Genomic DNA, 26,297 nt, shown 5'->3' with positions numbered 1-26,297 from the left:
TGATAAGCCGACGGGCGGCGGGCAGATCGCCTTCCCCGGACGGTCGCAGCGACAGGGACGACAGGCCATATGGCCGCTCCCGTCGCACTTTGGGGGAATGAGACGACTATGGGGTTTCAGGGGGCAGCAACATCCCGCATGACGGGGCGTGCGCATTGGCGGATGGCGTTGGCACTGACCGCCTTGGCGCCAATGCCCGCAATGGCGCAGGTCGCGCCGCGCGCGCCGACGCGAGAAGAACTGTCCCCGGGGCAGCAGGCCGCCGACGTCGCGGGCGAAGGAAGCCGTTTGACCGTCGAAGGCGGCGTGGAGCGGGCGCCTTGCCCCTTGGCCGATCCGCGCTTTGCCAATGTCACCGTGAACTTTGCCGATGTGCAGTTTGACGGTCTTCGCGGCGTGGACGCGGCCGTCTTGAAGGACAGCTGGGGCGATCTGGCCGGGCGGGATGTGCCGATCGCCAGCCTGTGCGAAGTCCGCGACCGGGCCGCGACGGCGCTGCGGCAGCTGGGCTATCTGGCGGCGGTGCAGGTCCCGCCGCAGCGCATTGAGAAAGGCGGCACCGTCCGTTTCGACATATTGATGGCGCGGCTGGTCGCTATCGAGGTGCGGGGCGACGCGGGCCGGAGCGAACGGCTGATTGCCGCGCATATGGAAGCGCTCAAGGGGCAGCCGTTGTTCAACGTGCATGAGGCGGAACGGCACCTGCTGCTGGCGCGCGATCTGCCGGGCTATGACGTGCGGCTGGCGCTGCGGCCCGCCGGGACGGCGCCAGGCGAGGTCATCGGCGAAGTGCAGGTGGTGCGTCGCCGGGTGGAAATGGACGTCAATGTCCAGAACCTTGGCAGCAACGCGGTGGGCCGCTTCGGCGGCCTCGCGCGGGTGCGCTTCAACGATCTGACCGGGATGGGGGACAGCACAGTCCTCAGCATTTTCAACACCGTGCAACCGAGCGAGCAGACGGTATTGCAGGTCGGGCACAGCATGGCGTTGGGGAGCGACGGGCTGCGGCTGTCCGGCGACTTCACCTATGCCTGGAGCAAGCCGGACATCGACGGGCTGGACCTGTCGTCCAAAACGATGATCGCCTCGGCCGCGCTCTCCTACCCCCTGGTGCGGCGGCAGGTGCACACGCTGTTGGCGAGTGGCGGGCTGGACGTGGTCGATCAGGACCTTCGCATCGGCTCTCTGCCCTTGTCGCGTGACCGGCTGCGGATGCTGTTTCTTCGGCTGGAGGGAGAGGCGATTGATGCCGACAGCCTGGGCAGTACGACCGGCTATTCGGCGAACGAACCTAAATGGCGGATCGGCGGTAATCTGGAGCTGCGCCACGGGCTCGCCGGGCTGGGGGCGAGCGAGCCTTGCGGCAATCAGGCGGCCTGCATTCCGACGGGGCAGTTGGACGGAGACGCCTCCGCTTTTCTGGTGAGGGCAGGGGTGCAGGCGGAATATCGCCCCACCCCGAAGCTGACCTTCGCGCTGTCGCCCCGCGCACAATATAGCCCGGACCCGCTGCTGTCCTATGAACAGATGAGCGCGGGCAATTATACGGTCGGGCGCGGCTATGATCCGGGTACGCTGACGGGGGACAGCGGCGTCGGGTTCGGGGCGGAGGTCCGCTACGGGCGGATCACCCCGAAGGGTCCGGGCGCGATCGCGGTGCAGCCTTTCCTTTTCTTCGACGCGGCATGGATGTGGCACCAAAGCAGCGTCTTTGCCGGGCTTGATCCGCAAAAGCTCTATTCGGCAGGTGGCGGGGTGCGGGCGACCTGGTCCAATCATGCGCGGATCGACGTGACGCTGGCAACGCCGCTGCGGCGCGCGGGGTTGCAGACGGAGCGGGGCGACACGCGGTTGCTGTTGTCGGTTAGCACTCGAATTCTGCCGTGGAGGCGTTAATGTCGGCAAAGCGTAGCAAATCCTGGCTTTTGACCCTGTTGGGCCGCTCCAGCGCCGTAGCGCTCGCGGTTGGCTGCGGCGCTGGCGTGGCGCAGGTCAACAAGGCTTTTCAGGGCAGCTATTCGGTACAATCAGGCGATGCCTTTGTTTCGCAAGGATCGTCCGCCGGGACCGACACCATCTCGTTGAATTCGTCTGAGGCGATCATCGACTGGACGCCTGACGATACGAGCGGCACTGGCCCGATCGACTTCCTGCCCCAGAATAACACTGTCGTCTTCAGTGGTTTCAGTGACTTCACGGTGCTGAACCGAATCCTGCCCGTCAATGGCAGCGGGGTGTCGGTTTCGCGAGTGATTGAACTGAACGGCACGGTGCAGAGCCAGATCAACGGCAGCACGGGCGGCAAGATATGGTTCTACGCGCCGGGCGGGATCGTGGCTGGTCCTAATGCCTTGTTCAATGTCGGGTCGCTGGTGCTGACCAGCAATGACATCGACACGACCGGCGGGCTCTACGGGAGCGGGGGCGAGATCCGTTTTCGCGGTCCCACCAACGTCCTGACATCGGTCGAAGTGAAACCGGGCGCGCAGATCAACGCGCTATCGAGCGGCAGCTATGTCGCGCTGGTAGCGCCGCGCGTGGTGCAGGGCGGCACGGTGACCGTCAATGGCGCGGCTGCCTATGTCGGTGCGGAGGCTGCGGATATCAGGATCAACGGTGGCCTGTTCGACATCAGCATCAGCGCGGGCACGACCGACGCCAATGGCGTGGTGCATACGGGCAGCACGGAGCGGCCGGGCGCGACGGTCACCGATGCGCAACATGTCTTCATGGTTGCGATGCCGAAGAATCAGGCGTTGACCATGCTGCTGTCCGGCAATGTCGGCTACGACGCGGCGGCAAGCGCGGTCCAGTCGGGTAGCGCGGTGGTGCTGGCCGCCGGATATGATGTAGCGAACGGCGCAATCGGCGCGCACAACGTGACCGGCACCGGCGAGGCGAGCGTCAGCATCGGCGGCGGGACCTGGCAACCGGATGTGACGGGGCAGGCGACCGGCAATATCGCCATTCAGCCAAGCGCTGCCGCGAACTTCGCGAACCTCAACCTGACGGCGGAGCGGGCGATCACGCTGCAATCGGGAACTGCGGGAGCCATAGCGGCAACCGGCACCATGGACCTGAAGGCGGGTGAGGCGATCACCGTGCGCGCCGATCAGGGCGGCAGCATCAGCGTTGGCGGCGACATGAACCTGACCGCCGGGATTGGCGGCACGGGCGGGACGATCGACGTCCTGACCTTTGGCGGCAGCGCCTTGCCAACAGGCAATGGGCAGATCGACGTTACCGGGGCGATGGAGTTGGACGCCAGCGCCTATGGCTTGGGAGGCATTAACTTTCCGGTACTGGCTGGAGGCGACGCCACGGGTGGTGCGATCAACGTCATCGCGGCAGGCGGTTCGATCAGCGCGGCTAGCCTGTCCGCTTATGCCAATGCGACGGCGGGGGCCGGCAGCGACAGCGCAGGCAATGCGACGGGCGGCGCCATCACCGTATCGGCACGAACCGCAGCCGGGCCAAGTGGCGCGCTGGCAGGCGCGATCGATTTTGGCACCATGACGTTGAGTGCGACCGCCGGGGTCGAATATAGCTATTCCTCCCCACCTGTCACAGGCGGCAACGCGACAGCCGGGACGATCGACGTCTCTGCGGCGGGTGGCGGCATCACGACCGGCTATTTCGACATATATGCCAGCGCGACCGGCGGCGATGCCAGCGGGGTGGCGGGGACCGGCACGGGGGGCAGCATTACCCTGTCGGCAAGTGCCGCAAACGGGCTGCGCGGCAGTTTCGCGGCCGATTGCACCTTTTATTGCAACGTCACCGCAGATGGCCGGGGCGGCTATGGTGCGAACGGGGCGAATGGCACGGGCGGGTCGATCCTGATCCATGCGACCGACGCGAGCTTTGTGGCGGATGGCAGTCTGTATTTGCAGGCGAAAGGCGTTGGCGGCGGCACGGAATATTCCGATGGCGTAGCGGGCCGAGGCGGCGACGGGTTGGGCGGCAGCATAGCGGTGGAGAGCCGGGCCGGTGCAGCAGGAAACGCGGTGATGCGTTTCGGCACCCTCTATGCTTCGGCAGATGGCGCTTCGACGGAAGGATCGTTCGGCTTGATGGCCGAGTCGAGTTTCGGCGGCTCTACGTTCAGTTCGGGAGGTTCGGCCTTTAACGAGGGCGATGGCGGGAACGGCACTGGCGGCTCGGTGAATTTCCTGGTCGCGGGCGGCAGTTTCGACGCGGCTAGCCTGTTTGCGAGCGCCAATGGACAGGGCGGGTCTTCCTCCGTCAACTGCCCGTCATGTGGCGACGGCGTCACGCCGTTTCAGGCGGGCAGCGGGCAGGGCGGCTCGGTCCAGTTCCTGATGACCGGCGGCACCGCCAACATCGCCAATCTGGAATTGGGCGCGGAGGGCGTCGGTGGCGAGGCGGTAGCGGCGAACGCCATTGACGACGTATCGAGCCTGGCGGGATCGGGCACCGGCGGCACGGCCATATTGGAATCGCGCGGCGGCGTTCTGAACGCCGATGCCATCCATATCGCGGCAAATGGCGTGGGCGGCGGCGGCGATCCGTTTGCCGGTTATAATTATAACGGCCCCAACGGCGCGGATGGCGGCGCGGGTTTCGGCGGCACCGCTCGCTTGCTCATGGGCGCTGGCGGCACCGGCCAGATCATCGTCACTGAGGACCTGAGCATCGGGGCGCTGGGCTATGGCGGCGCAGGCGGCCTGGCCGGTTCCGATGGATCGGGCGGCTTTTACATAGCAGGCGCAGGCGGCAATGGCACTGGCGGCACGGCGGAATTGACGCTGGCGAGCGGGGCGCTGACAGCGCCGTCGCTGCTTGTGTCGGCGGCGGGCGTCGGGGGCGCTGGCGGCAATAACAGCAGCGATGCGGCGGGTGGCGCGGCGGGCAACGGCACGGGCGGGACGGCGCGTGTCGCTTATCTGAGCGAAGGCCATGCGATCGGCGCACTGACCGTGTCGGCCGAAGGGCAGGGCGGCTTGGCGGGCAATAACGGCTACATCAGCGGTTTCGATATCAACGACCAGCCCATCTATGCCTATGGACCCGGTCAGGGCGGCGCGGGCGGATCGGGCCAGGGCGGCACGGCGGATATGCTGATCGACGTGGATCCTGCTTTTGCCAGCCTGATCGTCAGCGCCGACGGCTTTGGCAGCGCGGGCGCGGATAGCGCCAGCAGTGGCGCGGGCGGGACCGGAACGGGCGGCATCGCGGCGCTCAACATCGGTTTTGGCGCGACCAGCGTCAGCGGCGAGTTGCGCGTTTCGGCTTCCGGCTTTGGCGGTGCTGGCGGGATGGCGTTCAGCGGAGCGGCGGGCCGGGGCGGCGATGCCTTTGGCGGCACGGCGACGCTGGGGCTGACCGGCGCATCGACCTCTCTCGACGCGGGCGACATCGGCGTTCTGGCAGAAGCACTGGGCGGCGCGGGCGGCACTGGCGCATTCCAGAGCGGGCTTGGGCTGGCAGGCGCGGATGGCGGTGACGCGCAGGGCGGGACGGCGCTGTTCGCGGTGAACGCCGGGGCGAGCGCGGTCACTGGCGCGGGACTGGTGTTGAGCGGTGATGCGACCGGCGGTGCGGGTTCGGCCGGGATTGACGGACTTGCCGGTGGCGCAGGCGGTTCGGGCGGTGATGCGGCTGGCGGGTCGGCCACGTTGCGGATCGACGGCGGAAAATTGCGTGTAAGCAACAGCTTTTCGACGCTGCCCGCCTACAGCATCACGGCGGTTGGTCAGGGCGGCGCGGGCGCCAATGGCGGCGTTGCGAGCGACCCGGCGCTGGCCGATGGCGCGGGCGGCAATGGTGGAGCGGGCACGGGCGGTGTCGCCTCCTTCGAAGCGAGCGATGGCGATTTCCTGCTGGGGCCGCTTTCCATCGTCGCTGACGGCGCGGCGGGACTGGCTGGCACGGGCGGGATCGACGGCCTGACGAGTGGCGGGACGGCTTCCCTCACCAACGGCGGCGGCGTCGCGCTGGGCGCGGGTGTGCAGCGGCAGCTGGCTTCACTGGCGATGACCGCCAATGGCGATGCGGGCGGCCGGATCAGCTTTACCGACAGCAGCAGCGCGGCGGGCGGCGGCCTGCGCGTGGCCGGGCCGATGACTTTGCATGCGTCGGGCAATGTGGTGCCGGGCTTCACCGGCATCAGCTTTGCCGCGTCGGGCAATGTGGTGCAGGTCGATGGCGCGGCCGATTTCCTGACGGAAGGGCCGCTGTCCTTTGCTTTCAACGGCGGCGGCGCGCTGGCGGTGACGGGCGCGCTGACCGGCTATTCGGGCACGAGCATCGCGTTCAGCCATACTGGACGGGCGGCAGGCACGGACAGCCTGTCGGCGGCCAGCATTGCCCTCGACACGCCGGGCGGCATCAGCGCGACGGGCGCATCGCTGCGTTCGGCGGGATTGCTGACGATGCTGGCGCGCGGTGGCGACATCGCCCTGTCAGGCGGCAGCGCGCTGACGGCTGGAGGCGACCTGCGGCTGTTTGCGCAGGGCAGCATCGATGGCGCGGGCGGCGACCTGCTGTCCGGCGGCCGGGTGGCGATCGGGCTGGGTGGCGCGGGCAGCATCACGCTGGGCAACCTGTCATCGGCCGGGCTGCTCGACATGGCGGACGCGAGCGGCAATGCGCTGGGCGGATCGGGCATCGCGATCGGTGGTGACTTTGTGATCGGCGGCGCGCTGACGATCGGCGCTGGCAGCGGGAGTCTGTCGGCGGCACGGATCAACATCGGCACCTTGAATGCGGACAGCCAGACGCTGACCGCGACGGGTGGTTTGCAGATCGGCAATGCGGTTACCAGTGGCGACCTGATCGTGAACGGCAGCCTGCAACTGGGCGGCAGTGACATTGGCGGCCTATTGCAGCAGCGCGGGGCGGTGGCGCAATTTGGCGGGCAGGTGCTTGCCGGGGCAATCGACATCGACGCGGGTAGCATCAGCGGCGCCGTGATGACGGCGCGGACGGGTGATCTGCTGCTGCGGTCGATTGGCGGACTGAACATTACCGATGCGCAGGCGGCGGGTGGCATCTCCATGACCTCCGGCGGTGCGCTGACCATCGGCAATGCGGTGGCGGGCGGCTCGCTGGCCCTGAACGGATCGGGGATCAGCGCGCAGGCTCTGGCTTCGGGTGGAGCTGCGGCGTTGGATGCGGGAGCCGGTGACCTGGTGGTGAACGACCTGCTGGCGCAGGGTGCGATCACGGCGTTGGGCCGGAATATCAGCCTGGGGTCGAGCGGCGGGATGGCGATCGCCAATGCCGTGGCGAGTGGCGATGTGCTGTTGAATGCCGCAGGGCTGGTGGCAGTGAACGGCCGGGTCAGCGGCCAGGCGGTGACGATCGGTTCTGGCGACATCGCGATTTTAGCCAATGGGCAAGTGAGCGCGGTGGGACTGTTGCGCTTCGATGCCTCGGGTGCGCAGGCGTTCATTGGCGGTGGCGATGCGACGGCGGGCTACAGCCTGTCGGCGGCGGAGCTGGGCCGTGTATCGGCAGGCGGCATTGCGATCGCGGGCGCGGGGGATGTGGCCGTGCGCGACCTGACGATCGGGACCAATGTGCTTCCGGGCGGCGGCGTGATGAGCATTGGCGCGGCCGGGCTGTTGCGTGTGCAGGGCGCGGTGGCGATGACCGGGCGGACGGGCGATGGCGGGCTGACGCTGACGGCGGTAGACGCGCTGGAGGTGATCGCGGGTCTTGGCTCCATCGCGATCAGTGACGGCAATGGCGGGCTGGGCGGCGTGCTGACGCTTGACGCGCCGTCCATCTATGTCGCGACGGCGGAGGCGATTGCTGATGTCCGGGCGGCGGATTCGGTGACGGCGCGGGATTTGCGGCTTGGGCAGAATGATGGGCTGGCGCTGGACGCGGGGATGTTGCAGGCGGGGACGGTCCGTCTGGCCGCGACCGACGGCATCTTCATCCAGAATAGCGGGCTGTCGACCAGCTTTGCCGACCGGCGCGGCTTTACCGCCAACAGCCTGATCATCAGCAGTGGGAACGGAAGTCCCCAGATCGCGATAAACGGGCGGTTGGCGCTGGCTGGCGGGGGCTTTGCGACCGGGCTCGACACGATCCCGCTGGTGGCGATCGATGGAGGCTATGCTGCCGGATCGAAGGTCAACGGCTGCTTCATCTTCGGGTCTTGCACGGCGTTGAGCTTCGACAGCCGGGACACGTTCGATGGCTTGCTCGATCCCACGGTGGCGGTGTCGCGCAGCATCCCGACGGCGCTGATCGCGTTGCACGACGTGGTGACGGAGGGCTTTCCCCCCTTGATCGACGAGCCGGTGACGGGCGCCGGGAATGAGGATCTGTGGGATCGCCCATGCGGCGGGCCGGGCGAGCAGGCCTGCGGTGCGCAATAAGCGGAAAGATCAAGCGAAACGGGATTGAAAGGGTAGCGCGGACGCGGCTAGAGCGGTCGCGCGCAAGGGGGCGTGTGAATGGGCGGCTTCAGGAGCTACGGAGTGAGCAGGCGGGCGGCTGGCATGGTAGTGCTGGGCGCGGCGATGCTGCTCGTGCTGCTGCTGTGCGCCTTGCCGGGGGGCGGTCGGGGGGCGGCTGACGCGGCGCCGGTGACGCGCGGCTTTACCGGCGTTGCCTCCTGCGCGGGTTCTACCTGTCACGGGCGGATGGAAGGCGACGGCAAGGTCGTGCGCCAGGATGAGCTGATGCGCTGGCAGGAGCCTTCGAGCCCCGGCGGCGCGCATAGTCGCGCCTTCGCGGTGCTGAGCGGTACGCGCGGGCGGCAGATCGCGGCGACGCTGGGCTTGGGCGATGCGGCGGCGGCCCCCGCTTGTCTTGGGTGCCATTCGACTCCGGCGGCGGCAACGGGCGCGCGGGTGCTGGCTAGCGATGGCGTCGGGTGCGAAGCGTGCCACGGCGCGGCGGGCGGCTGGATCGCGTCGCACTATGGGGTGGGAGCGAGCCATGCGTCCAATGTGGCGGCGGGGATGATCCCGCTGGATCGGCCACAGGCGCGGGCTGCGGTGTGTCTCGATTGCCATTTTGGGAGCGACCGGCCGGGGCAGTTCGTCGATCACCGCATGATGGCGGCGGGGCATCCCCGCGTCTCGTTTGAACTCGACCTTTTCTCCTCGATGCAGGCGCATCATGACGAGGATGCCGACTATGCGCGACGCAAGGGGCGGACCGACGGTCTGAAATTCTGGGCGGTGGGTCAGGCGATGGCGGTGCAGCGCGCACTGACCCTCTATGCGGGCGCGAAGGGGACGGAAGGGGCTTTCCCGGAATTCTATTTCTTCGACTGCCAGAGCTGCCACCGGCGCATTTATGACCAGGCGGAGCGCAGCAAGACGTGGGAAGCGAACCCCGGACGGCCGATCCCGGCGGGGATGCCGCCCTTCAATGACGAGAATATGATCATGCTGTCGGCGGCGGCGAAGGTGATCGTGCCCGGCGCGGCTGCTCGGTTCGATGCGGACAGCAGGGCGTTCCATGCCGCCATCGCGCGGGACCGGGGTTCGGCGGTCGCGGCGGCAGGCAAGCTGGCGGCGAGCGCCGGGGCGCTGGCCAATGGCTTTGCGGGGGCGCGGACGAATGGCGACATGGCGTTCGCCATCGTCAGTGAGATCGCGGGCGGCGCGATCAGCCCGCGCTTCACCGATTATGAAGGGTCGGTGCAGGCGGTAATGGCGATCGACACGCTGCTGAACAGCATGGTGAAGTCGGGCCGCGTGACCGTGGGCGCGGCGGCAGGCATCCGGGCCGACGTCAACCGGGCCTATGCAGCGGTCAAGGAGCCCAACAGCTATCAACCCGCCGCCTTCCGCAGCGCGTTGGGCAGCGCGGCGCGCAGTATCGGAGCATTGCGGTGAGCGGATTGCGGCACAGATTGAGCGCGTTCGCGGCGCTGTCGGCGTTGATGCTGGCGTCCTGCGGCGGTGGCGGCGGCAGCAGTGGCGGAAGCGGCGGGTCGCCCACCCCGACCCCGACGCCCACGCCGACGCGCCTCTATGCCGATCCGGCGCAGGAGGCGCTAACCGTCGCCGATGTGGAGAATGTCTTAGCGCATGCGACCGCTGAGGCGCAGGCGCGGAGCCTGCCAGCGGTCATTGCGGTTACAGACCGAGTCGGCAACGTGCTGGCCGTATTCCGCATGAACGGCGCGCGGGCGAGCGCAACGACCAGCGCGGCGCCTAACGGGCAGAATATCGACGCGCAGAATCTGACCGTCCCGGCCGAGGCTGGCGCGATCAGCAAGGCGATCACGGGAGCTTATCTGTCGAGCGGGGGCAATGCCTTTTCGACGCGCACGGCGAGCATGATCGTGCAGGAGCATTTCCCGCCCGCGCCGGGGACGGTGGGGCTGGAGAGCGGGCCGCTGTTCGGCGTGCAGTTCAGCCAGCTGCCCTGTTCGGACCTGTCGGCGCGCTACATGTCGTCGGGTTCACAAGCGATGATCGGGCCGAAGCGGTCGCCGCTGGGGCTGGCGGCTGATCCGGGCGGCTTTCCGCTTTACAAGAATGGCGTTGTCGTCGGCGGCGTCGGGGTGATGGCGGACGGGGTCTATGGGTCCGACGCGAATGTCACCGACACGGACAATGATCCCGAGGAATATATCGCGCTGGCCGGGACGCTGGGCTTTGAAGCGCCCGACAGCATCCGTGCCAACCGCATCTTCGTGGACGGGACGTCGCTGCGCTATTCGGATGCGGCCTATGCGGGGTTGATGGCGAGCGGGGGCGCGAGTTTTGCGGCGATCAACGGCAGCGCCGGGTCGCTGGTGGCGGTGCGTGGCTATTATGGCGATCCTGCGCCGATGGTGCTGGCGGGCGTTGCCTATGGCAGCGAGCTTTCGGGCGTGCGCGCTTCAAGGGCGGCGGAATTTTCTAATCGCGACGCCTTCGTGCTGACGGACGGGTCGGGGAATAACCGCTTCCCGATCCGGGCGGCGACCGATGCCGGGGATGTCGCGCAGCCGCTGACCGCCCCAGAGGTGACGGCGGTGCTGGAGGAAGCCTTCACCATCATGAGCCGGGCACGGGCGCAGATCAGGCAGCCGCTCGACAGCCGGGCACAGGTGACGATCAGCGTGGTGGATACGCGGGGCGCGGCGCTGGGTATCGTACGGTCGCCCGATGCGCCGATCTTCGGCACCGATGTGAGCTTGCAGAAGGCGCGCACGGCGGCTTTCTTCTCGGGCGCTCATGCTGGGCCGGATTTGCTGGCGAGCAGCAGTGCGGATGTTGCGGCGTTCGTGGGGAAGGCGCGGACTTTCCTTAATGATCCGGCAGCGTTGACGGGGACGCATGCGTTTACCGATCGGGCAAACGGCAATCTGTCACGCCCCTATTTCCCCGATGGTGAGGTGGGGCGGCCCAATGGGCCTTTCTCCCGCCCGATCGCGCAGTTCAATCCCTTCTCGACCGGGCTGCAGTCGGCGCTGGTGGTGGGCGATCTGGCCGCGCATCTTAGCTTTGTGACGGGCGCGAGTGCGACCGATACGCCGCAGCGTTGTTCGGCTGTGACCGGCGTGGGCGCGGGCAATCGCATCCAGAACGGCGTTCAGATTTTCCCCGGCTCCGTGCCCATCTATCGCGGTGGCGTGCTGGTGGGGGCGATCGGCGTGTCGGGCGACGGCATTGATCAGGATGACATGATCAGCTTCCTGGGCGCGCATAATGGCGGGCAGCGGGGCGGCGGCATCGGCAATGCGCCCGCCGCGATCCGGGCGGATCAGATTGTCGTGGACCTTGGCAATGCGTCGGTGCGGCTGCGTTATGTGAACTGTCCCTTTGCGCCGTTCCTCGACAGCGGGTCGCAAAATGTGTGTCAGGGCCTGTAGCGATGGGGCTTGCCGCTTTCCTGCCGCTCTTTGCGCTGGCGCAGCCGGGCGAACCCGTGCCGCCTCCTCCGCCCGATAATTGGGAAGAGATTTTGAACGCGCCCGAAGTGGGTGCCGATGACCAGTCGATCGAGGGCAGGCGGCGGCCGGGATATGAGGCACCGCTGCCCGAAGCAGTGACTCAGGATAATGCGGGGGCCGTGCGCGCGCCGCCGCCTGAGGCTTTTCCGGTCGATCAGGTGCCCATCCCGGATCGCTGGCGGCTGATTGAATCGCTGGGCGTGGTCAAGGAACGCTGGTTCGATCCCTATGGGCAGAACACGTTGAAGGGCGACCGGCCGATCGACCGAGAGAAGGTGAAGTGGCTGCCGATCAAGGGCGACGACTGGTTCTTCGTCGCCAATGCGGTGAGCGACACGGTGATCGAACCGCGCACCTTTCCCATTCCCGTCGGCGTCCAGACGACCGAGCGGCCGGGCAGCATTAATGTGTTCGGCAAGGATGCCAGCTATGTGCTGAGCCAGACCTTCATCGGCGGGGTGGCATTGATCAAAGGATCGACCGCGTTCAAGCCGCCGGAGATCGAATATCGGCTGACGCTGGCCTATAATATCAATCATGTGAACGTGCCCGAGCGACGGGTGCTGTTCGTCGAGCCATCGAAGCCGAGCCACCGGACCGACCATTTTCTGGGGGTGCAGGAAGCCTTCATCGATTACCATCTGGCGAACACGTCGGATCGTTATGACTTCCGCTCGATCCGCGTCGGCATTCAGCCGTTCCAGTCGGATTTTCGCGGTTTCCTGTTCAACGACCAGCAACTGGGCATTCGGCTGTTCGGCAACCGCGACAATAACCGTTTCCAGTTCAACCTCGCGGCCTTTTGGCGGCTGGAAAAGGATACGAACAGCGGCCTGAACTCCGTCGTGCAGTCGCCGCGCCGCGACTGGGTATTCCTCGCCAATCTCTACCGTCAGGATTTCCTGATCCCCGGCCTCACCAGCCAGATCACCGCCGTCTATAATATGAATCGCGAAGCCGGACGGATCGAGGTCGATGACAATGGCTTTCCGGTGCGGCCCGCCCTGCTCGGCGACCTGCGCGGGCGGGATTATGATGTCGTTTATCTGGGCTATAATGCCGATGGGCGGATCGGTCGGATCAACCTGACGGCGTCCGTTTACGGCGCGCTGGGGGAGGATCGGAACAGCTTCTTCACCTCGGACCCTGCGCAGATCAGGGCATTCTTCGCCGCTGCCGAGGCGAGCATCGACAAGGACTGGATGCGCTTCCGGCTGTCAGGCCTCTATGCGAGCGGCGACGGCGATCCCTACGACAATCGCGAAAATGGGTTCGATGCGATTTTCGAGAACCCGATCTTCGCGGGCGCTGATACGAGTTACTGGATCAGGCAGACCATCCCCTTTGCAGGCGGCGGCCGCGTCATCGGGATCAACGGCCGCAACGGCATATTGAACTCGCTGCGGTCCTCGAAGGAGCAGGGCCAGTCGAACTTCAACAATCCCGGCACGATGCTGCTGGGCGCAGGCGCGGATTTCGACGTGCTGCCGGAACTGCGGCTGTCGGCCAATGCCAATCATCTGTGGTTCCAGAATACCGCGACATTGCAGGCTCTGCGCAACGAGGGGAGCATTCCCAAATCGATCGGCTGGGACCTGTCCACCGCGGCTATCTGGCGGCCGAAGGCGACGCAGAATATCGTGTTCCGGCTGTCCGGCGCGACCCTGCTGCCGGGCGCGGGCTTCCGCGACCTTTTCACTAATAGCGAGCGCAACCGGAATTATTATTCGGTGCTCGGCAACCTGATCCTGAGTTATTGATGCGGCCGTTCATCGCCTTTTTGTTGTTGATCCTGGCCGCGATGACGGTGCCGGTTGTCATCCTCCACGCCTCGGACGCGGAAAAGCCGGTCGAGCGGATTTACGCCAAGACACCCGCCGCGCCGATGAGCCAGACCGCCGATCAGGTCGCGGCCAAGTCGGATGGCTGCTATAGCTGCCACACCAAGACCGACGAACCGTCGATGCACGCAACCCCGGCCGTAATGCTGGGCTGCGTCGATTGCCACGGCGGCGACGCAACGGTGCGCGGCGATCCTGCCCATGGCTTCGAAGATCCCGCCTATGTAGCGGCGCGCGACAAGGCGCATGTGCTGCCGCGCTATCCGGGAAGCTGGCATTATCCGTCCTCGGCGAACCCGAAGCGGACCTATACGTTGCTCAACCGCGAAGCGTCCGAATTTGTGCGCTTCGTGAACCCCAGCGACTATCGCGTGGCGCGGGAGGCTTGTGGCTCCTGCCATATGCAGACGATCGAGGCGGCGGAGCGGTCCCTGATGGCGTCGGGCGCGATGCTGTGGGGCGGCGCGGCTTATAATAACGGCATCGTGCCGTACAAGAATTACATCTTTGGCGAGGCTTATACCAAGGATGGCAAGCCCGCGAAGATCGTCTCGCCCGGTTCGCCCCCCGGCACGCTGACGGCCGAGCAGAAGGCGCGCGGCGCGCTGGCCGAACTCTATCCGCTACCCAACTGGCAGGTGACGCCGCCCGGCGACGTGTTCCGCGTGTTCGAGCGCGGCGGCCGCAATATCTCCACGCAGTTTGCGGAGATTGGCTTGCCCAATCCCACCGGCGCCATCCAGCGGCTGGAGGAACCGGGGCGGCCGGACCTGAAGCAATCAAGCCGGGGGCCGGGAACGGGCCTGCGCGTCGCGATCCCGGTGCTTAACCTGCACAAGACGCGCCTCAATGACCCCTATATGTGGTTCATGGGGACTAATGATCAGCCGGGCGATTATCGCCATTCGGGCTGCTCGGGCTGCCATGTCGTCTACGCCAATGACCGCGAGCCGCGCCACAGCCTGACCTATGCGCAATATGGGCGGGATGGGCAGACGGCTACGGTCGATCCGACGATTGCGGGGAAGATGGAACATGGCGCGCTGAAGGGTGCCCATGACAAAACGCCCGATCATCCCATCGGCGCGGTCAAGGAAAGCGGGCATCCGATCCGCCACGCCTTCACCCGTGCCATCCCCACCGCGCAGTGCATGAATTGCCACATGCACCAGCCCAATATCTTCCTGAACAGCTATCTCGGCTACACCATGTGGGACTATGAATCCGACGCGGCGCTGATGTGGCCGGAGAAGCAGAAATATCCGGACGCGGCAGAGGTTCACAAGACGCTGGAGCGGAACCCGGAAGGGGCGGGGCCGAAGGGCAAATGGGCAGACCTCGATTTCCTGCGCAACGTCTATGACCTCAATGACAAGGCGAAGGACACGCAGTTCGCCGACTATCATGGCCATGGCTGGAACTTCCGCGGCGTGTTCAAGCGCGACCGTGAGGGCAATCTGCTCGATGCGGACGGCAAGGTCGTGTCGAACGACGATCCGGAGAAGTGGCGGAAGAAAGGCGAGGGCAAGTTCGTCCAGCCCGGCACCAATCCGGGCAAGTCCGTCCACCTCATGGACATCCACGCCGAAAAGGGCCTGCAATGCGCCGACTGCCATTTCGCGCAGGACAGCCATGGCAACGGCTTCATCTATGGCGAGGTGGCAAACGCGATCGAGATCGGGTGCAAGGATTGCCACGGCACGGCGGATGCCTATCCAACGCTGCTGACCTCGGGACCGGCCGCCCCGCCAAAGGGCACGAACCTGGCGCTGCTGCGCAACCCGGACGGCAAGCGGCGGTTCGAATGGTTTTACGATGCGAGCGGGCGGCGCAAGCTGATCCAGCGATCGATCGTCGATCCCAACCTCGAATGGGAAGTGTCGCTGGTGAAGGACAGCGTCGATCCCGCCAATCCGCACTTCAACGCCAAGGCGGCGCGCGCCAAGCTGATGAGCAAGTCGGGCGCGGAGGATGGCAGCTTCGCATTCGGTCCCGGCGTGGCGAAGGCAGATCGCGCGCATGGCGATGACTCCATGGCCTGCTTCACCTGTCATTTGAGCTGGACCACGAGTTGCGGCGGCTGCCATCTGCCGATCGAGGCGAACTGGAAAACCTCACTCCACCATTATGATGGGGAGGAGACGCGCAACTTCGCCACCTACAACCCGCAGGTCGCGCGCGACGAGATGTTCCAGCTTGGCAAGCATATGACGACCAAGGGGAACGAGACGGCGCCTGTCCGGTCGACGTCCGCGCTGGTGCTGTCCTCGACCAACATCAACCGCGAGCGCATCTATATCCAGCAGCCGCCGGTATCGGGCATCGGCTTTTCAAGCCAAGCCTTTGCGCCGCATTTCCCGCATACGGTGCGGAAAACCGAGACGAAGACCTGCTCCGACTGCCACCTGTCGGCGAAGGACGATAACAATGCGATCATGTCGCAGCTGATGTTGCTCGGCACGAACTTCGTGAACTTCGTCGGCCTCAATGCCTGGACCGGCCTCGAAGGCGGGTTCGAGGCAATCCGCGTCACCGAATGGGACGAACCGCAGGCGGTAATTGGCAGCTATCTGCAAAAATATGCCTATCCCGACTATTGGAAGCTGCATGTCGAGCAGAATGGCCGCGAGCTGAAAAACTGGGTCCGGGGCAAATTCTTTGACAAAAAGGCGTCGGGCGAGACGCAGCCGATCGAGGAATTCCGCAATGTCGTGAAGGGCACCGCCGATCGCGTCGGATGCCTGCAACTGCGCGGCGAATATATGTATGTGGCGGAAGGGAAGGGCGGCTTCCGCGTCTATGACGTCGCGTCGATCGCGAACAAGGGCTTTTCCGAGCCGATCGTGAGCGGGCCGTTCTCGAAACTCGGCCACAATACGGGCGTGGCGTCGAAGAATGCGACCTGCATGGCGCTGCCGACCAATCAGCCGATCAACCCGCTGCGCAGCACCAAGGAACTGCGCGAGATCAACCAGGAACAGCCCTTCCTGCCGATCTACAGCTATGCGGCGGTGACGGACAGCGTCGAGGGGCTGATCATGGTCAATATCGAGACCTTGGCCGATGGCGAGTTCCGCAACAATTTCCTGAAGCGGGCGGTGACGTGGAACCCCGATGGCGTGCTGAACGGCGCGCGACATATCCAGCTCGCCGGGCAAATCGCCTATATCACCGCTGACGTGGGCTTGGTGGTCGTGGACCTTGCCGATCCGCTGCACCCGCGCCTCGCCGCCGTCCGCCCGCTCAAGGATGCACGGGCGAGCGCGATCCAGTTCCGCTACCTCTGGGTCACCGACGCCGAAGGGCTGAAACTGTTCGACGTGACGAAGCTCACCGATCCGGTGGCCGTGCCATCCGCGACCGTGCCGCTGAAGGATGCGCGCCGCATCTATCTGGCGCGCACCTATGCCTATGTCGCGGCGAAGGCCGAGGGCTTGGCGATCGTCAACATCACCAATCCCTTGAAGCCCAGCCTCTATGCCAGGGAGACGTTCGGCGGACAGATGACCGACGTGGAGGATGTCATCGTCGGCACTACCAACGCCTCCCTCTTCGCCTACGTCGCGGACGGCCGGAACGGCATGAAGGTGATCCAGCTGACCAGCCCGGCGAGCCAGCCCAATTTCTACGGCTTCTCCCCCGCGCCCAAGCCCGAACTGATCGCCTGGGCGCGTACGCCCACCCCTGCGGTGGCGCTATCCAAGGGGCTGGATCGCGATCGGGCGGTGGATGAGACGGGCGGGCAGATCGCCGTATTCGGACGACTGGGATCGCGGCCCTTCACCCGGACGGAGATGGAGCGGCTATTCCTGACGTCGAAGGGCGTGCCGTACAAGGTCAGCGATGAAGTGGACATGAAGAGCTGGCGACCGCCTTTGCTGCGGTGAGGGGGATGTGGGTCGCGTTTGCCATCGGCTGCATGATCTGTGCGTTAGCCTGGCGAACCGCCACATCGCTTACGGCACCTATGAGCTAAAGAGCGATCCCCACAGTTTCCAGCCCACGCCCAGGGTGAGGCCGATAAGCGCGGTGACAATGAGCACATCGAGCGCTGACAGATCGTCGTCGTTCCGGGCCATTGGCTGGTCTCCTGCTGCCGCCGATCGTGGCGCCGACGACGGCAGCGCGTGAGCCTATCATGCTTCGGGCGCGAATTGCGATGGGGACGATGGAGTAGGGCGAGAGGGTTTCAATGTTTGGCCTTCGGAGGAGATGACAGGCAGAGCGGCTGTTGATGACCATTAGTGGCCATTGAGAACCAACTGCGCTTGCACCAGAAACAGACATAGCTGGGACACCTATTCCCGGCTTTTTGTCAGCCTGTAGGGGCTGTAATCCTCGTTCAATTCATTCACCTCGGCCCGTGTCGCGAGTGCCATAACAATCTGGTCGGCGGTCGATCCTTGCCAGACGAACCGGCATTCCTTTGGACGGTCGATTGCGTCAACGCATAATCTTTCCCCACCGCGAAACGCTTCCGTAATCCAGCGACCCTCATAAACGCGGTAAGCTCGTTGACACATTCCCATCTGCCAGCGCCCGTCTGCGAAGAATGTTTCATATGGCGGACATCCGCCCCGGAACATCGCATTCACCTTTGCGCCGGGATAGGGTTCGTATGTCGTATCGATGACTATGGTGCGGTCTGAAATCATCGCCGTTATTTGTTGCCCAGTCAGTGGTCGCCATTGTGGTTGTGCCAACCTCAGCGGGAGCGTGTGGAACGTGTGTTCGGCGTTGGCCGGTTCTGCCCTAACTGGTGCCAGCCCATCCCACAGCAGGAGCAAGATGATTGCCGACGCGAGAACCGGAGTACGTTTCATAGGAATAGCGTAGACGATAACTCGTCTGCTTTCCAACAGGTGCGGCATACAAGCAGACAGCCCACTAGCCACCCCATCAGGACATGCCCCTCCGCACGTGGAAAGGGTGGCGGAGGGAGTCGGCGAGCCGCTGCAAAGCAAGGCGAATGTTACTTAAGCCCACCCCCGACCCCTCCCGCCTGCGGGAGGGGAGAAAGTCCGCAATCCGCCCTAACTCCAAAGGTCATGCGGATCGACACGGCCCTCATCCAGCCCGTCATCTTGTACAAGTGATGGCGCCCCAAGGGGCGTCCATTCCTCACGCCCTCCCCATCCGGTTGGGCGCAGCGGCCTTGCTCAGATTCTGGCGGACGCCGCCGTCACGCCGGACGTTCATCCATCAGCATGCGGACCAGCGGCTGCATGCTCGCGTCGAACTTTGCCAGCATCGCCTGATCGCCCGCCGTTTCGAAATGCGTGACAAGGCCATGCTCCGTCCAGCGGTGAAGCGCATAGGCGGGCGCGTCGGAGATGATCATCGGCCGGTTGTCCGGGGCGTCCGGGTCCATTGGCCGAAGGTCCAGCGCCAGTTGCGGGGCGGTTGAGGAGCAGATCGCAACGGTCGTGCCCTGCCACGGCGCGGTTATGGTGCGGTGAAGGTGGCCGCAGAGGAGTGCGGCGATGTTGGGGCGGTTTGCGATTGCGGCGGCGAAACGCTGGACCCAGGGTTCGTCCGGGTGGGTGTTCATCCATTCGATCCCAGCTTCGACCGGGGGATGATGCAGGACGATGAGGGTGGGCGTTTCGGCATCCTCGTCGAGACGAGCCGTTAGCCACTCCGCGCGGGCTTCGCAGAAGGCGCCCCCGTGGCGGCCGGGCTCCAGCGTGTCGAGGATCAGGATGCGGCGGTTTTCCAGCGCGATGACATAGTGTACGAATCCGTCCTGCCGCGGGATGTGCGGGAAATGCTGCGCGAAATTGGCGCGGTCGTCATGATTGCCCATGGCGGGCCAGACCGGGAAGGGGCATTGGGCAAAGGCTTCCGCGAGGGCGCGGTAGCTTTCGGTGTCGCCCCGCTCGGTCAGATCGCCGGTCGCGAGCAGCAGGTCCGGGCGGTTGGGGCCGTCGATCAAAGCGCGCAGCACCTGATCGAGCCGCTGGCGGTTAAGCTCCGCCGGATTGCCGGGGTCAAAGCCGAGATGAATGTCGGTGATCTGGGCGATCAGCATGGTCTTTAGCTCCCCCTTACCCGTCGCGGCCGGCACGCCGTGGCCTGTCCGCCTGATCCCGTCTGACCGCGCGATCGGCGGGCGTCCATGGCGCGCCGTCGCCGACATGATAGCTGTGGCACATGGCGCAGCCGGACGGCACATCGGCCTTCGCCTTTTCACCGCCATGACAGGTGCGGCAGCTGTCGATGCCGGGCAGCAGCAATTGGCGCGCGTCATGGCTTTTGGGCGCCGCGTGGCAGCTTTCGCAACTCTCGGTCGCGTGCGCCTTATGATCGAACCAGCCCTTCATCATGTAGCGCATGGGCTGGTTGACGGGCGCGACTTGCCAGCTCGTCCCGCCCCCGGTGACGATGTGGCAGTCATAGCAGGCCCCGCCCTTGGAAAAGACCGCGCGGATGGCGTCGTCGGCGCGGGAGGGGCGAGCGGCTGCCGCGCCGAAATAAGCGTGATAGACGCGGCCCTGCGCATAGTCGCCAGGGCGGCGGCGGGCCATGCCGCCGAGCGACAGGGGCTGGGCGGGTGCGGTGGAGCGGTAATAGGCGCGAAGGTCCGCTATCACCTGATCGGGCTGGCCGTGGCGCAGGGTGCGGACGGTGCCGCCGATCGTCTCGAAGGCGAGGCTGTGGCAGGATTGGCAATCACGCTCCATGTCGACGGGCAGGAAGCGCACGCCGTCGGCGGTCGGCCGGTGGCAATCCTTGCAAGCGAGCGCGTCGCCATAGCCCGATTGCGCGCCCAGCGTGCGGGCCATGCGGGCGACGCCGGTCTTTGACAGGTGGACGTCGTGCGGGAATTTCAGGCCGCTGTCGTCCATCGGTTTGGCGTCGAGGGAGGCGCGGGTGAAGCTGGGGTGCTTGCCCGGATTATATTGGACGAGGGCGGTGAATTGCGGGTGGGCGGTGCCGAAGTCGCTGGCGTTGGCGAGCTTGCTGTCCTTGAGCCGATCCTTGAGGCTGCCGTGGCAGTCGGTGCAGAAGGCTTGGGGCGTGGGCTGCATCGGCCCTGCGCCTTCATGTTCGCGGTGGCAATCGACGCAGGCACCTTCGGGCGGCTTGCCAAAGGTGGAGGCGACGAGGTTCAGGAATTTGCCGCCAATGCCCGGCTCCGCGCGCGCCATGGCGATGCGGGCGGCGGGGGCGTGGTCGTGGACCGACTTGTGGCAGGTCTGGCAGGCGGTATCGCGGACGGACACGAACGCCTTTTGGTGACAGGTCTCGCATTTGCCTTCGAGGGCATGGTGCGCCTGGCTCAACGGGCCGGATGACCATGCGCCATCGCCCTTCACGCTGTAGATGTTGCGCGTGTCGTGGGCCGGACGGGTGGCGTAGCTGTAGATCGGGATCGCCAGGAAGCCGATGAGGATCGCCAGCACGAGGCCCCATGCGGTCAGGCGCTTGGGCGGGGCGAGGCGGGCGAGGGAGAAGACGCGGGCCTCCTCCTTTTCCTCCGACGCTTGCGAGACGGCATCGACGCGGCGGATGGCGAGGATGGTGGCGCCGTCCTCTGCGCTGACGGTGATGCGGTGGCCGCCGAAGCGCAGTTCTGCGCCTTTGGTGGTGTCGATTTCGGCCGAGCGGGTGGTGCGGCCTTCAATGTCGAAGCCGAGGGTGCCGGTGGCGCGGACGCGGATGGTGCGGGCGTCGATCTGCTCGATGCGGGCGTGATCGGGTTCGAGCGCGAGGTCGGGGAGGTGGATGTCGTTGGTGGAGGCGCGGCCCAGCGTGAGCTGCGGCTTTGCGAGCGTCGCGCTGCGGACGATCTCGCGGCCGTCTGCGGTGAGGCTGATCTGGCGGACTGTGAAGCTCATGGCGCTTACCAGTAGAAAAAGACGCTGACGATGTGCGCGGTCAGCGCGGCCAGCAGGGCGAAGGTGGCGGGCACATGGACGTAGAGCCAGATTTCCAGCAGCGCCTTTAGCCGCAGGTGGCGGCGGAGGCGGGCGAGCATCGCCTGCTTGCGTTCGAGCAGGGCATCGACCTTTTCCAGCGGCTCCTTACCCGTATCCGGATGGTCGCCGGTCCAATGGCGGAGCGACGCTTGCGCGGCGGCGGTGGCGCAGCGTGGGTAGCGGCCCGAAAGACGCGCGATCAGGCTGCCGCCGAAGGGATCGTCATTAAGGGACTGGCGGACGAGGCTGGCTTGTTCGTGGGGCAGGGGCTGGGCGGCGTCGTGCAACTGGCGGTCGATGGCGCGGATCGCCTCCAGCATCTGCACCTGCGTCATTTCCGCCCGGTTGTTGCTGAGCGCGGTGGGCAGGGTCGCATAGACGATGATGCCGAACAGACCGGAAAGGATCACCAGCATCATCAGCACATAGGCGAGGGTGTGGACGTTCCAGCCAAGCTGGAAACCGGTGTGCAGCGTGCCGATGACGACGAGGCTGAGGCCCAGATAGACATGGGCGCTCGTCCATGCCTTGAGCGACCAGCGGCCGCGCGTCATGGCGCGCTTCCGCAGGCCCAGCAGGGTGAGCCAGAGAATGAGGCCGACGCCGATCGTGCCCAGCGTATAGCCGTACCAGCTGCCGCCATTATGATGGGGCGTGACGTCGATCATCAGATAGCTGGCGATGACGAGCAGGCAGAGAAGGCAAGCGATCTTCAGCCAGCGGAAATTGGCGTGGCGCAGGAAGCCGTCATGGAGGGTTTCGCCCTTGGCGCGGCGGGTAGAGGTAGCGCGTGTGGCCATCAGAGGGCGTTCGCTTTGGTGTGGAGCATGATCGTATCGAAATTAGCTCTCATCCGTTCGGGCTGAGGTCGTCGAAGCCCCTTACTCTCTTGAAGAAAAGTGAAGCCCTTCGACAAGCTCAGGGCGAACGGAGATAGGGGATTGCCATTAGCTGGGAAATCGATCCCCGACTGCGGCGGGATGACGGAAATGATGTAGGCAGAGATAGCCATGCTCAATTCGCCTGCCCATCGAGGCGGGCGACGGTCAGGAAATCCTCCGGCGACACACGGATTGCAGCGCCGGTCGGACAAGCGCGCACGCAGGCCGGGCCGCCATCAATGCCCGAGCACATGTCGCACTTGATCGCTTTCTTGGGCTTCTCGACCCCCGGTTCGCTGTTCTTGTAGCGCCATTTTTTCGACGGCTCGCCCGGCCCCGGCCCAGCACCAAAGAACATCCAGCTGAGCAAGCCCGGCTTTTTCGGCGGCACGCTGTCCATGCGGATCACGCCATAGGGGCAGTTCCGCTGGCAATTGCCGCAGCCGATGCAGGTCTCATCGATGAACACCTCGCCGTCCGGGCCGCGATGGATCGCGTTGGGCGGGCAGTCGGCCATGCAGTGCGGATGCTCGCAATGGCGGCAGCTGGTGGGCACATGCAGATGCGCATAGGTGCGCCCAGCCTCGCGGTCGAGGCGCGACAAGCCTTCATGGCTGTCGGCGCAGGCTTTTTCGCAATTGTCGCAGCCAACGCAAAGATGCTCGTCGATCAGCAGAACGTCGGTCGCCTCGCCGATGCCATTATCGACGAGGAACTTTGCCGTCTCGCTATACATGTCGACAACGGTGGAGAAGCTGTCCTTGCGGCTTTCGATGAAGGCGTTGACGTCCTGCCGCGCGGCCATGTCGCGGCGCGCGCGCTCCAGCAAAGCGGGCTTGGCCGCCATCAGCCGGGCGAAGGCGTCGCCGTTCAACTTGATGACTTCGGACTTGACCGTCGCCTTGACCGTGGCGGTGCGCGGCCCTCCCGCGATCAGGGCCATTTCGCCGACATAGGACCCAGCGGGGAGGTAGGAGAGGAAGACGTTCTTCCCCCCGATCTTCTTCTCCACGATCATCGATCCGACCCGGATCACATAGATGTCGTTGCCAAGGTCGCCTTCGGTCAGGATCGCCTCGCCCGCCTTGACGGTCTTGATCTCGGCACCGTCGAGCACTTCGGTAAGGTCGGCAGGCGTTAGCCCCGCGCCGAACATCTGGAGCAATTGCCGCTCGGTCGATATACGGGTGATCGCGCGCTTGGCGGGCGGGTTGGAGGACATGAGCTTCAGCGCCGCCGTGCGCGACACCTCCACCATGATCGAGTCCGTCCCCGCGCGCACGGTCGAGCCGCGGCGGCGGCCTGAGATAAGGCCGACCTCGCCAAAAATGCTCCCCGCTTCGATCGCAACCTCGGTCCCCGGCGCAACCTCGACCAGCGCTTGCCCAGCCGCGATGCCGAATAGCGAGGAGCCGGGATCATGCTTCTCGAAAATCACCTCGCCGGAGCGGTAGGCGCGAACCTCGCTATCCAGCATGAACTCGCGCATCTGGAGGGGAGACAGCCCCTCCAGGATCGACACATTGGTGCGCAGATATTCCAGCCATTCCGCGACGCCCTTCTGCCCCGGCAGGGCAGCGAATTTGGCGGCGAGGATCGGTTCGTCCGCAGGTTTCAGGTCGCGATTGCCGTTGATATATTCGACAACGTCATAGCCCTGATTCATGCAGTGCTTGATCAGCGGATAGCCCGCCAGCGCGCCGATAACGAAGATGCCGGGCGCGGTGCTTTCGAACACCGGCGACAGCTTCGGGAAGGCCAGCCGGTCGTTGCTCGCAAATTCGACGCCGCAGCTTTCAACGAAGGCGCGCGGCGGTGCCGACCCCATGCGGGCGATGATGCGGTCGCATGGCACCTTCACCTCGCCATCGCGGCTGTCGAGCGTGATGAAGCCCGGCTCGATCTTCGCCGTGGTCGATTCCGTCATGATCGACAGGCGACCGGCTTCGGCGGCGGCCATCAGCGCCTTGACGTTGGCGGGCTTCGCGCTGGCGAACTCCGTGCCCCGGTTGAGGATGGTGACGACATTGCCCTGCGCCTCGTCAGCGGCAAGGCCCATGGCATTTTCAATCCCCGCGTCCCCGGTGCCGACGACGAAGATATGCTCGTCATTATAGTCGGCCGGGTCGTCCAGCTGATACTGGACATGGGGCAGGTCCGCGCCCGGAACGCGCATCAGGTTGGGATTGCCCTGCGTCCCGATCGCCATGACCACCGCGTCGGCAATAATTTCCCGCCCGTCGGTCAGCGTCAGGCGATAGGGCGGGGCGAGCCGCTGGATTTCCTTTGTATCGGTCGAGCCGTCCCGCTTGCGCTCCACGATCTTCTGGACCGATCCGGGGATGGGATCGCCCGTCCCGCTGATCGCCTTCACCTCTGCATTATAAGCGACGTTCAGGCCCTGCGCGGCGGCCTGCTCGTTCCAGCGGCCAAGGATCGCCTCGCGCTTGCCCGCATCGAAATCGCAATCGGACCGCAGCACGAGCTGGCTGGGCGTCGCCATCACATGCTTGCCCTTCTGATATTTGAAGATCGTGTCGGACAGATGGTCCGTCTTTTCGATCAGAAGGTGGGATATGCCCAGCTGCGCCGCGCGCGCGGCCGCGCTCATCCCCGCCGGTCCCGACCCGACGATCGCGATACGCACGCGGTCAGTCACTTATTGCCCCCCTCTTGCGAGATCACCCGCAGCCCCGGCCACGCCCCTGCCGGTTTATCGTGCGCGGATCAAGTCTTTGGGCACTCTATCAATTCCGCTGCGTCACGCTAGAGAGCAGTTGAGATTATCGGGGGTGTGGAAGTGGCGAAGCTGAGCGTGGGGCGCATGGCTCTCATCGGAGCAGCCGGGCTGGCGATCGTGTCGGTCGGCTATAATGTCTGGCGCGACCGGCCGGAAAAGGCGGAGACGGCATCGGCCTCCGCCCCCTTCGCCGCGCCCGGCCAGCAGCCTTCCGATCCGGAAAGCGTCATCCGCGGCTTGCAGGAGCGTGTGGGCGCCAATCCCAACGATGCGGAAGGCTGGCAGATGCTCGGCTGGGCCTATTTCGAAAACGGCCGCCACGCCGACGCGGCGCGCGCCTATCGCCGTGCGGTGAAGCTCGCCCCGAACAACGCGACCTTCTGGTCCTCGCTCGGCGAAGCGGTCGTGATGGCGAGCGAGCATGACCCGATGCCGAAGGAAGCCGCAGACGCTTTCGACAAGGCGGTCAAGCTCGATCCCAAGGAGCCACGCGCGCGCTATTTCCAGGCAGTGCGCAAGGACCTGGTCAAGGATCATGAAGGCGCAATCCGCGACTGGCTGGCCCTGCTAGCCGACACGCCGCCCGGCGCGCCATGGGAAGCGGACCTGCGCCGCACGATCGAGCAGGTCGGCAAGATCAACGGCATCGATGTGAAGGAACGCCTTGCCGCAGTAAAGCCCACCGCGCCACATCCGCCGATCGGCTCGGTGGCAACGGCGGCAATTCCTGGCCCTAGCCGGGAGCAGATGCAGTCGGCGTCGCAGCTTCCCAAGGGGCAGCAGGACGCGATGATCGAGGGCATGGTGTCGGGACTGGAGGCCAAGCTCAAAGCCAATCCCGCCAATGTCGACGGCTGGATCATGCTGATGCGCAGCCGGATGACGCTCGGCGAAACGGCCAAGGCGCAGGCGGTGTATGAGGCGGCGCGCAAGGCCAATCCGGGGCAGGCCGCAAGGCTGAAGGATGAAGCGCGACTGTTGGGAGTGCCCGGAATCTGATCCCTACATATCTCGTCATCCCAGCTTCCGCCGGGA

Annotated in this window: 13 protein-coding genes; 7 read left to right on the top strand and 6 right to left on the bottom strand. The window is 65.5% G+C overall.

Features of this window, described 5'->3' with window-relative positions:
* The first annotated feature begins 138 nt into the window (after positions 1-138).
* The 6 genes from ACZ51H_RS14540 to ACZ51H_RS14515 all read left to right on the top strand — a co-directional run bounded on the left by ACZ51H_RS14540 (position 139) and on the right by ACZ51H_RS14515 (position 17,606).
* Complete coding sequence (locus tag ACZ51H_RS14540; RefSeq protein ID WP_464803416.1) at positions 139-1,896, top strand: ShlB/FhaC/HecB family hemolysin secretion/activation protein; 1,758 nt, start codon at positions 139-141, stop codon at positions 1,894-1,896.
* Positions 1,896-8,354 carry a histidine kinase gene (locus ACZ51H_RS14535; RefSeq protein WP_464803415.1) on the top strand — a complete coding sequence of 2,153 codons (6,459 nt, stop codon included), beginning with the start codon at positions 1,896-1,898 and terminating at the stop codon, positions 8,352-8,354. Before ACZ51H_RS14540 ends, ACZ51H_RS14535 begins: the two co-directional genes overlap by 1 nt.
* Positions 8,355-8,498: 144 nt before the next feature.
* Positions 8,499-9,827, top strand: a complete 1,329-nt coding sequence (locus tag ACZ51H_RS14530) for a multiheme c-type cytochrome (RefSeq protein WP_464803487.1) — start codon at positions 8,499-8,501, stop codon at positions 9,825-9,827.
* A gap of 47 nt (positions 9,828-9,874) precedes the next feature.
* Positions 9,875-11,797 carry a heme-binding protein gene (locus ACZ51H_RS14525; RefSeq protein ID WP_464803486.1) on the top strand — a complete coding sequence of 641 codons (1,923 nt, stop codon included), beginning with the start codon at positions 9,875-9,877 and terminating at the stop codon, positions 11,795-11,797.
* 2 nt (positions 11,798-11,799) lie between these two features.
* Positions 11,800-13,638 carry a hypothetical protein gene (locus tag ACZ51H_RS14520; RefSeq protein ID WP_464803414.1) on the top strand — a complete coding sequence of 613 codons (1,839 nt, stop codon included), beginning with the start codon at positions 11,800-11,802 and terminating at the stop codon, positions 13,636-13,638.
* Entirely contained in the window at positions 13,638-17,606 is a 3,969-nt protein-coding gene (locus ACZ51H_RS14515) for an LVIVD repeat-containing protein (RefSeq protein ID WP_464803413.1), read from the top strand. Before ACZ51H_RS14520 ends, ACZ51H_RS14515 begins: the two co-directional genes overlap by 1 nt.
* 411 nt (positions 17,607-18,017) lie before the next feature.
* On the opposite strand, the gene ACZ51H_RS14510 is transcribed toward ACZ51H_RS14515, so the two are convergent.
* The 6 genes from ACZ51H_RS14510 to ACZ51H_RS14485 form a co-directional block, all read right to left on the bottom strand.
* Positions 18,018-18,590, bottom strand: a complete 573-nt coding sequence (locus tag ACZ51H_RS14510; protein ID WP_464773244.1) for a hypothetical protein — start codon at positions 18,588-18,590, stop codon at positions 18,018-18,020.
* A 311-nt stretch (positions 18,591-18,901) separates the two neighbouring features.
* Entirely contained in the window at positions 18,902-19,750 is an 849-nt protein-coding gene (locus tag ACZ51H_RS14505) for a phosphodiesterase (RefSeq protein ID WP_464773245.1), read from the bottom strand.
* 16 nt (positions 19,751-19,766) lie between these two features.
* Positions 19,767-21,560: a cytochrome c3 family protein gene (locus ACZ51H_RS14500; protein WP_464803412.1), complete on the bottom strand. Its 1,794-nt coding sequence runs from the start codon at positions 21,558-21,560 to the stop codon at positions 19,767-19,769.
* A 5-nt stretch (positions 21,561-21,565) separates the two neighbouring features.
* Positions 21,566-22,441: a hypothetical protein gene (locus tag ACZ51H_RS14495; RefSeq protein WP_464803411.1), complete on the bottom strand. Its 876-nt coding sequence runs from the start codon at positions 22,439-22,441 to the stop codon at positions 21,566-21,568.
* On the bottom strand, positions 22,441-22,653 hold the full coding sequence (locus ACZ51H_RS14490) for a hypothetical protein (RefSeq protein WP_464803410.1): 213 nt from the start codon (positions 22,651-22,653) through the stop codon (positions 22,441-22,443). Before ACZ51H_RS14490 ends, ACZ51H_RS14495 begins: the two co-directional genes overlap by 1 nt.
* A gap of 2 nt (positions 22,654-22,655) precedes the next feature.
* The gene (locus tag ACZ51H_RS14485; RefSeq protein WP_464803485.1) at positions 22,656-25,133 is read right to left on the bottom strand and encodes a cyclic nucleotide-binding domain-containing protein; all 2,478 of its coding nucleotides are present in this window, start codon (positions 25,131-25,133) and stop codon (positions 22,656-22,658) included.
* Between the two features lie 189 nt (positions 25,134-25,322).
* On the opposite strand from ACZ51H_RS14485, the gene ACZ51H_RS14480 reads away from it, so the two are divergent.
* Positions 25,323-26,261, top strand: a complete 939-nt coding sequence (locus tag ACZ51H_RS14480) for a tetratricopeptide repeat protein (RefSeq protein WP_464803409.1) — start codon at positions 25,323-25,325, stop codon at positions 26,259-26,261.
* Positions 26,262-26,297 lie beyond the last annotated feature (36 nt).

It is taken from the genome of Sphingobium sp. TomMM15, from assembly GCF_055397045.1.
Note: the sequence above shows the minus strand (reverse complement) of the source record. Positions and strands in the feature narration are given on the sequence as shown.

Bases quoted from the DNA above. Each gene is read 5' to 3' on its own strand.
- ACZ51H_RS14535 (WP_464803415.1), top strand. From the start codon at position 1,896: ATGTCGGCAAAGCGTAGCAAATCCTGGCTTTTGACCCTGTTGGGCCGC.
- ACZ51H_RS14525 (WP_464803486.1), top strand. From the start codon at position 9,875: ATGCTGGCGTCCTGCGGCGGTGGCGGCGGCAGCAGTGGCGGAAGCGGC.
- ACZ51H_RS14500 (WP_464803412.1), bottom strand. From the start codon at position 21,560: ATGAGCTTCACAGTCCGCCAGATCAGCCTCACCGCAGACGGCCGCGAG.
- ACZ51H_RS14490 (WP_464803410.1), bottom strand. From the start codon at position 22,653: ATGGCTATCTCTGCCTACATCATTTCCGTCATCCCGCCGCAGTCGGGG.
- ACZ51H_RS14540 (WP_464803416.1), top strand. From the start codon at position 139: ATGACGGGGCGTGCGCATTGGCGGATGGCGTTGGCACTGACCGCCTTG.
- ACZ51H_RS14530 (WP_464803487.1), top strand. From the start codon at position 8,499: ATGCTGCTCGTGCTGCTGCTGTGCGCCTTGCCGGGGGGCGGTCGGGGG.
- ACZ51H_RS14505 (WP_464773245.1), bottom strand. From the start codon at position 19,750: ATGCTGATCGCCCAGATCACCGACATTCATCTCGGCTTTGACCCCGGC.
- ACZ51H_RS14510 (WP_464773244.1), bottom strand. From the start codon at position 18,590: ATGCCGCACCTGTTGGAAAGCAGACGAGTTATCGTCTACGCTATTCCT.
- ACZ51H_RS14515 (WP_464803413.1), top strand. From the start codon at position 13,638: ATGCGGCCGTTCATCGCCTTTTTGTTGTTGATCCTGGCCGCGATGACG.
- ACZ51H_RS14485 (WP_464803485.1), bottom strand. From the start codon at position 25,133: ATGAGCGCGGCCGCGCGCGCGGCGCAGCTGGGCATATCCCACCTTCTG.
- ACZ51H_RS14520 (WP_464803414.1), top strand. From the start codon at position 11,800: ATGGGGCTTGCCGCTTTCCTGCCGCTCTTTGCGCTGGCGCAGCCGGGC.
- ACZ51H_RS14495 (WP_464803411.1), bottom strand. From the start codon at position 22,441: ATGGCCACACGCGCTACCTCTACCCGCCGCGCCAAGGGCGAAACCCTC.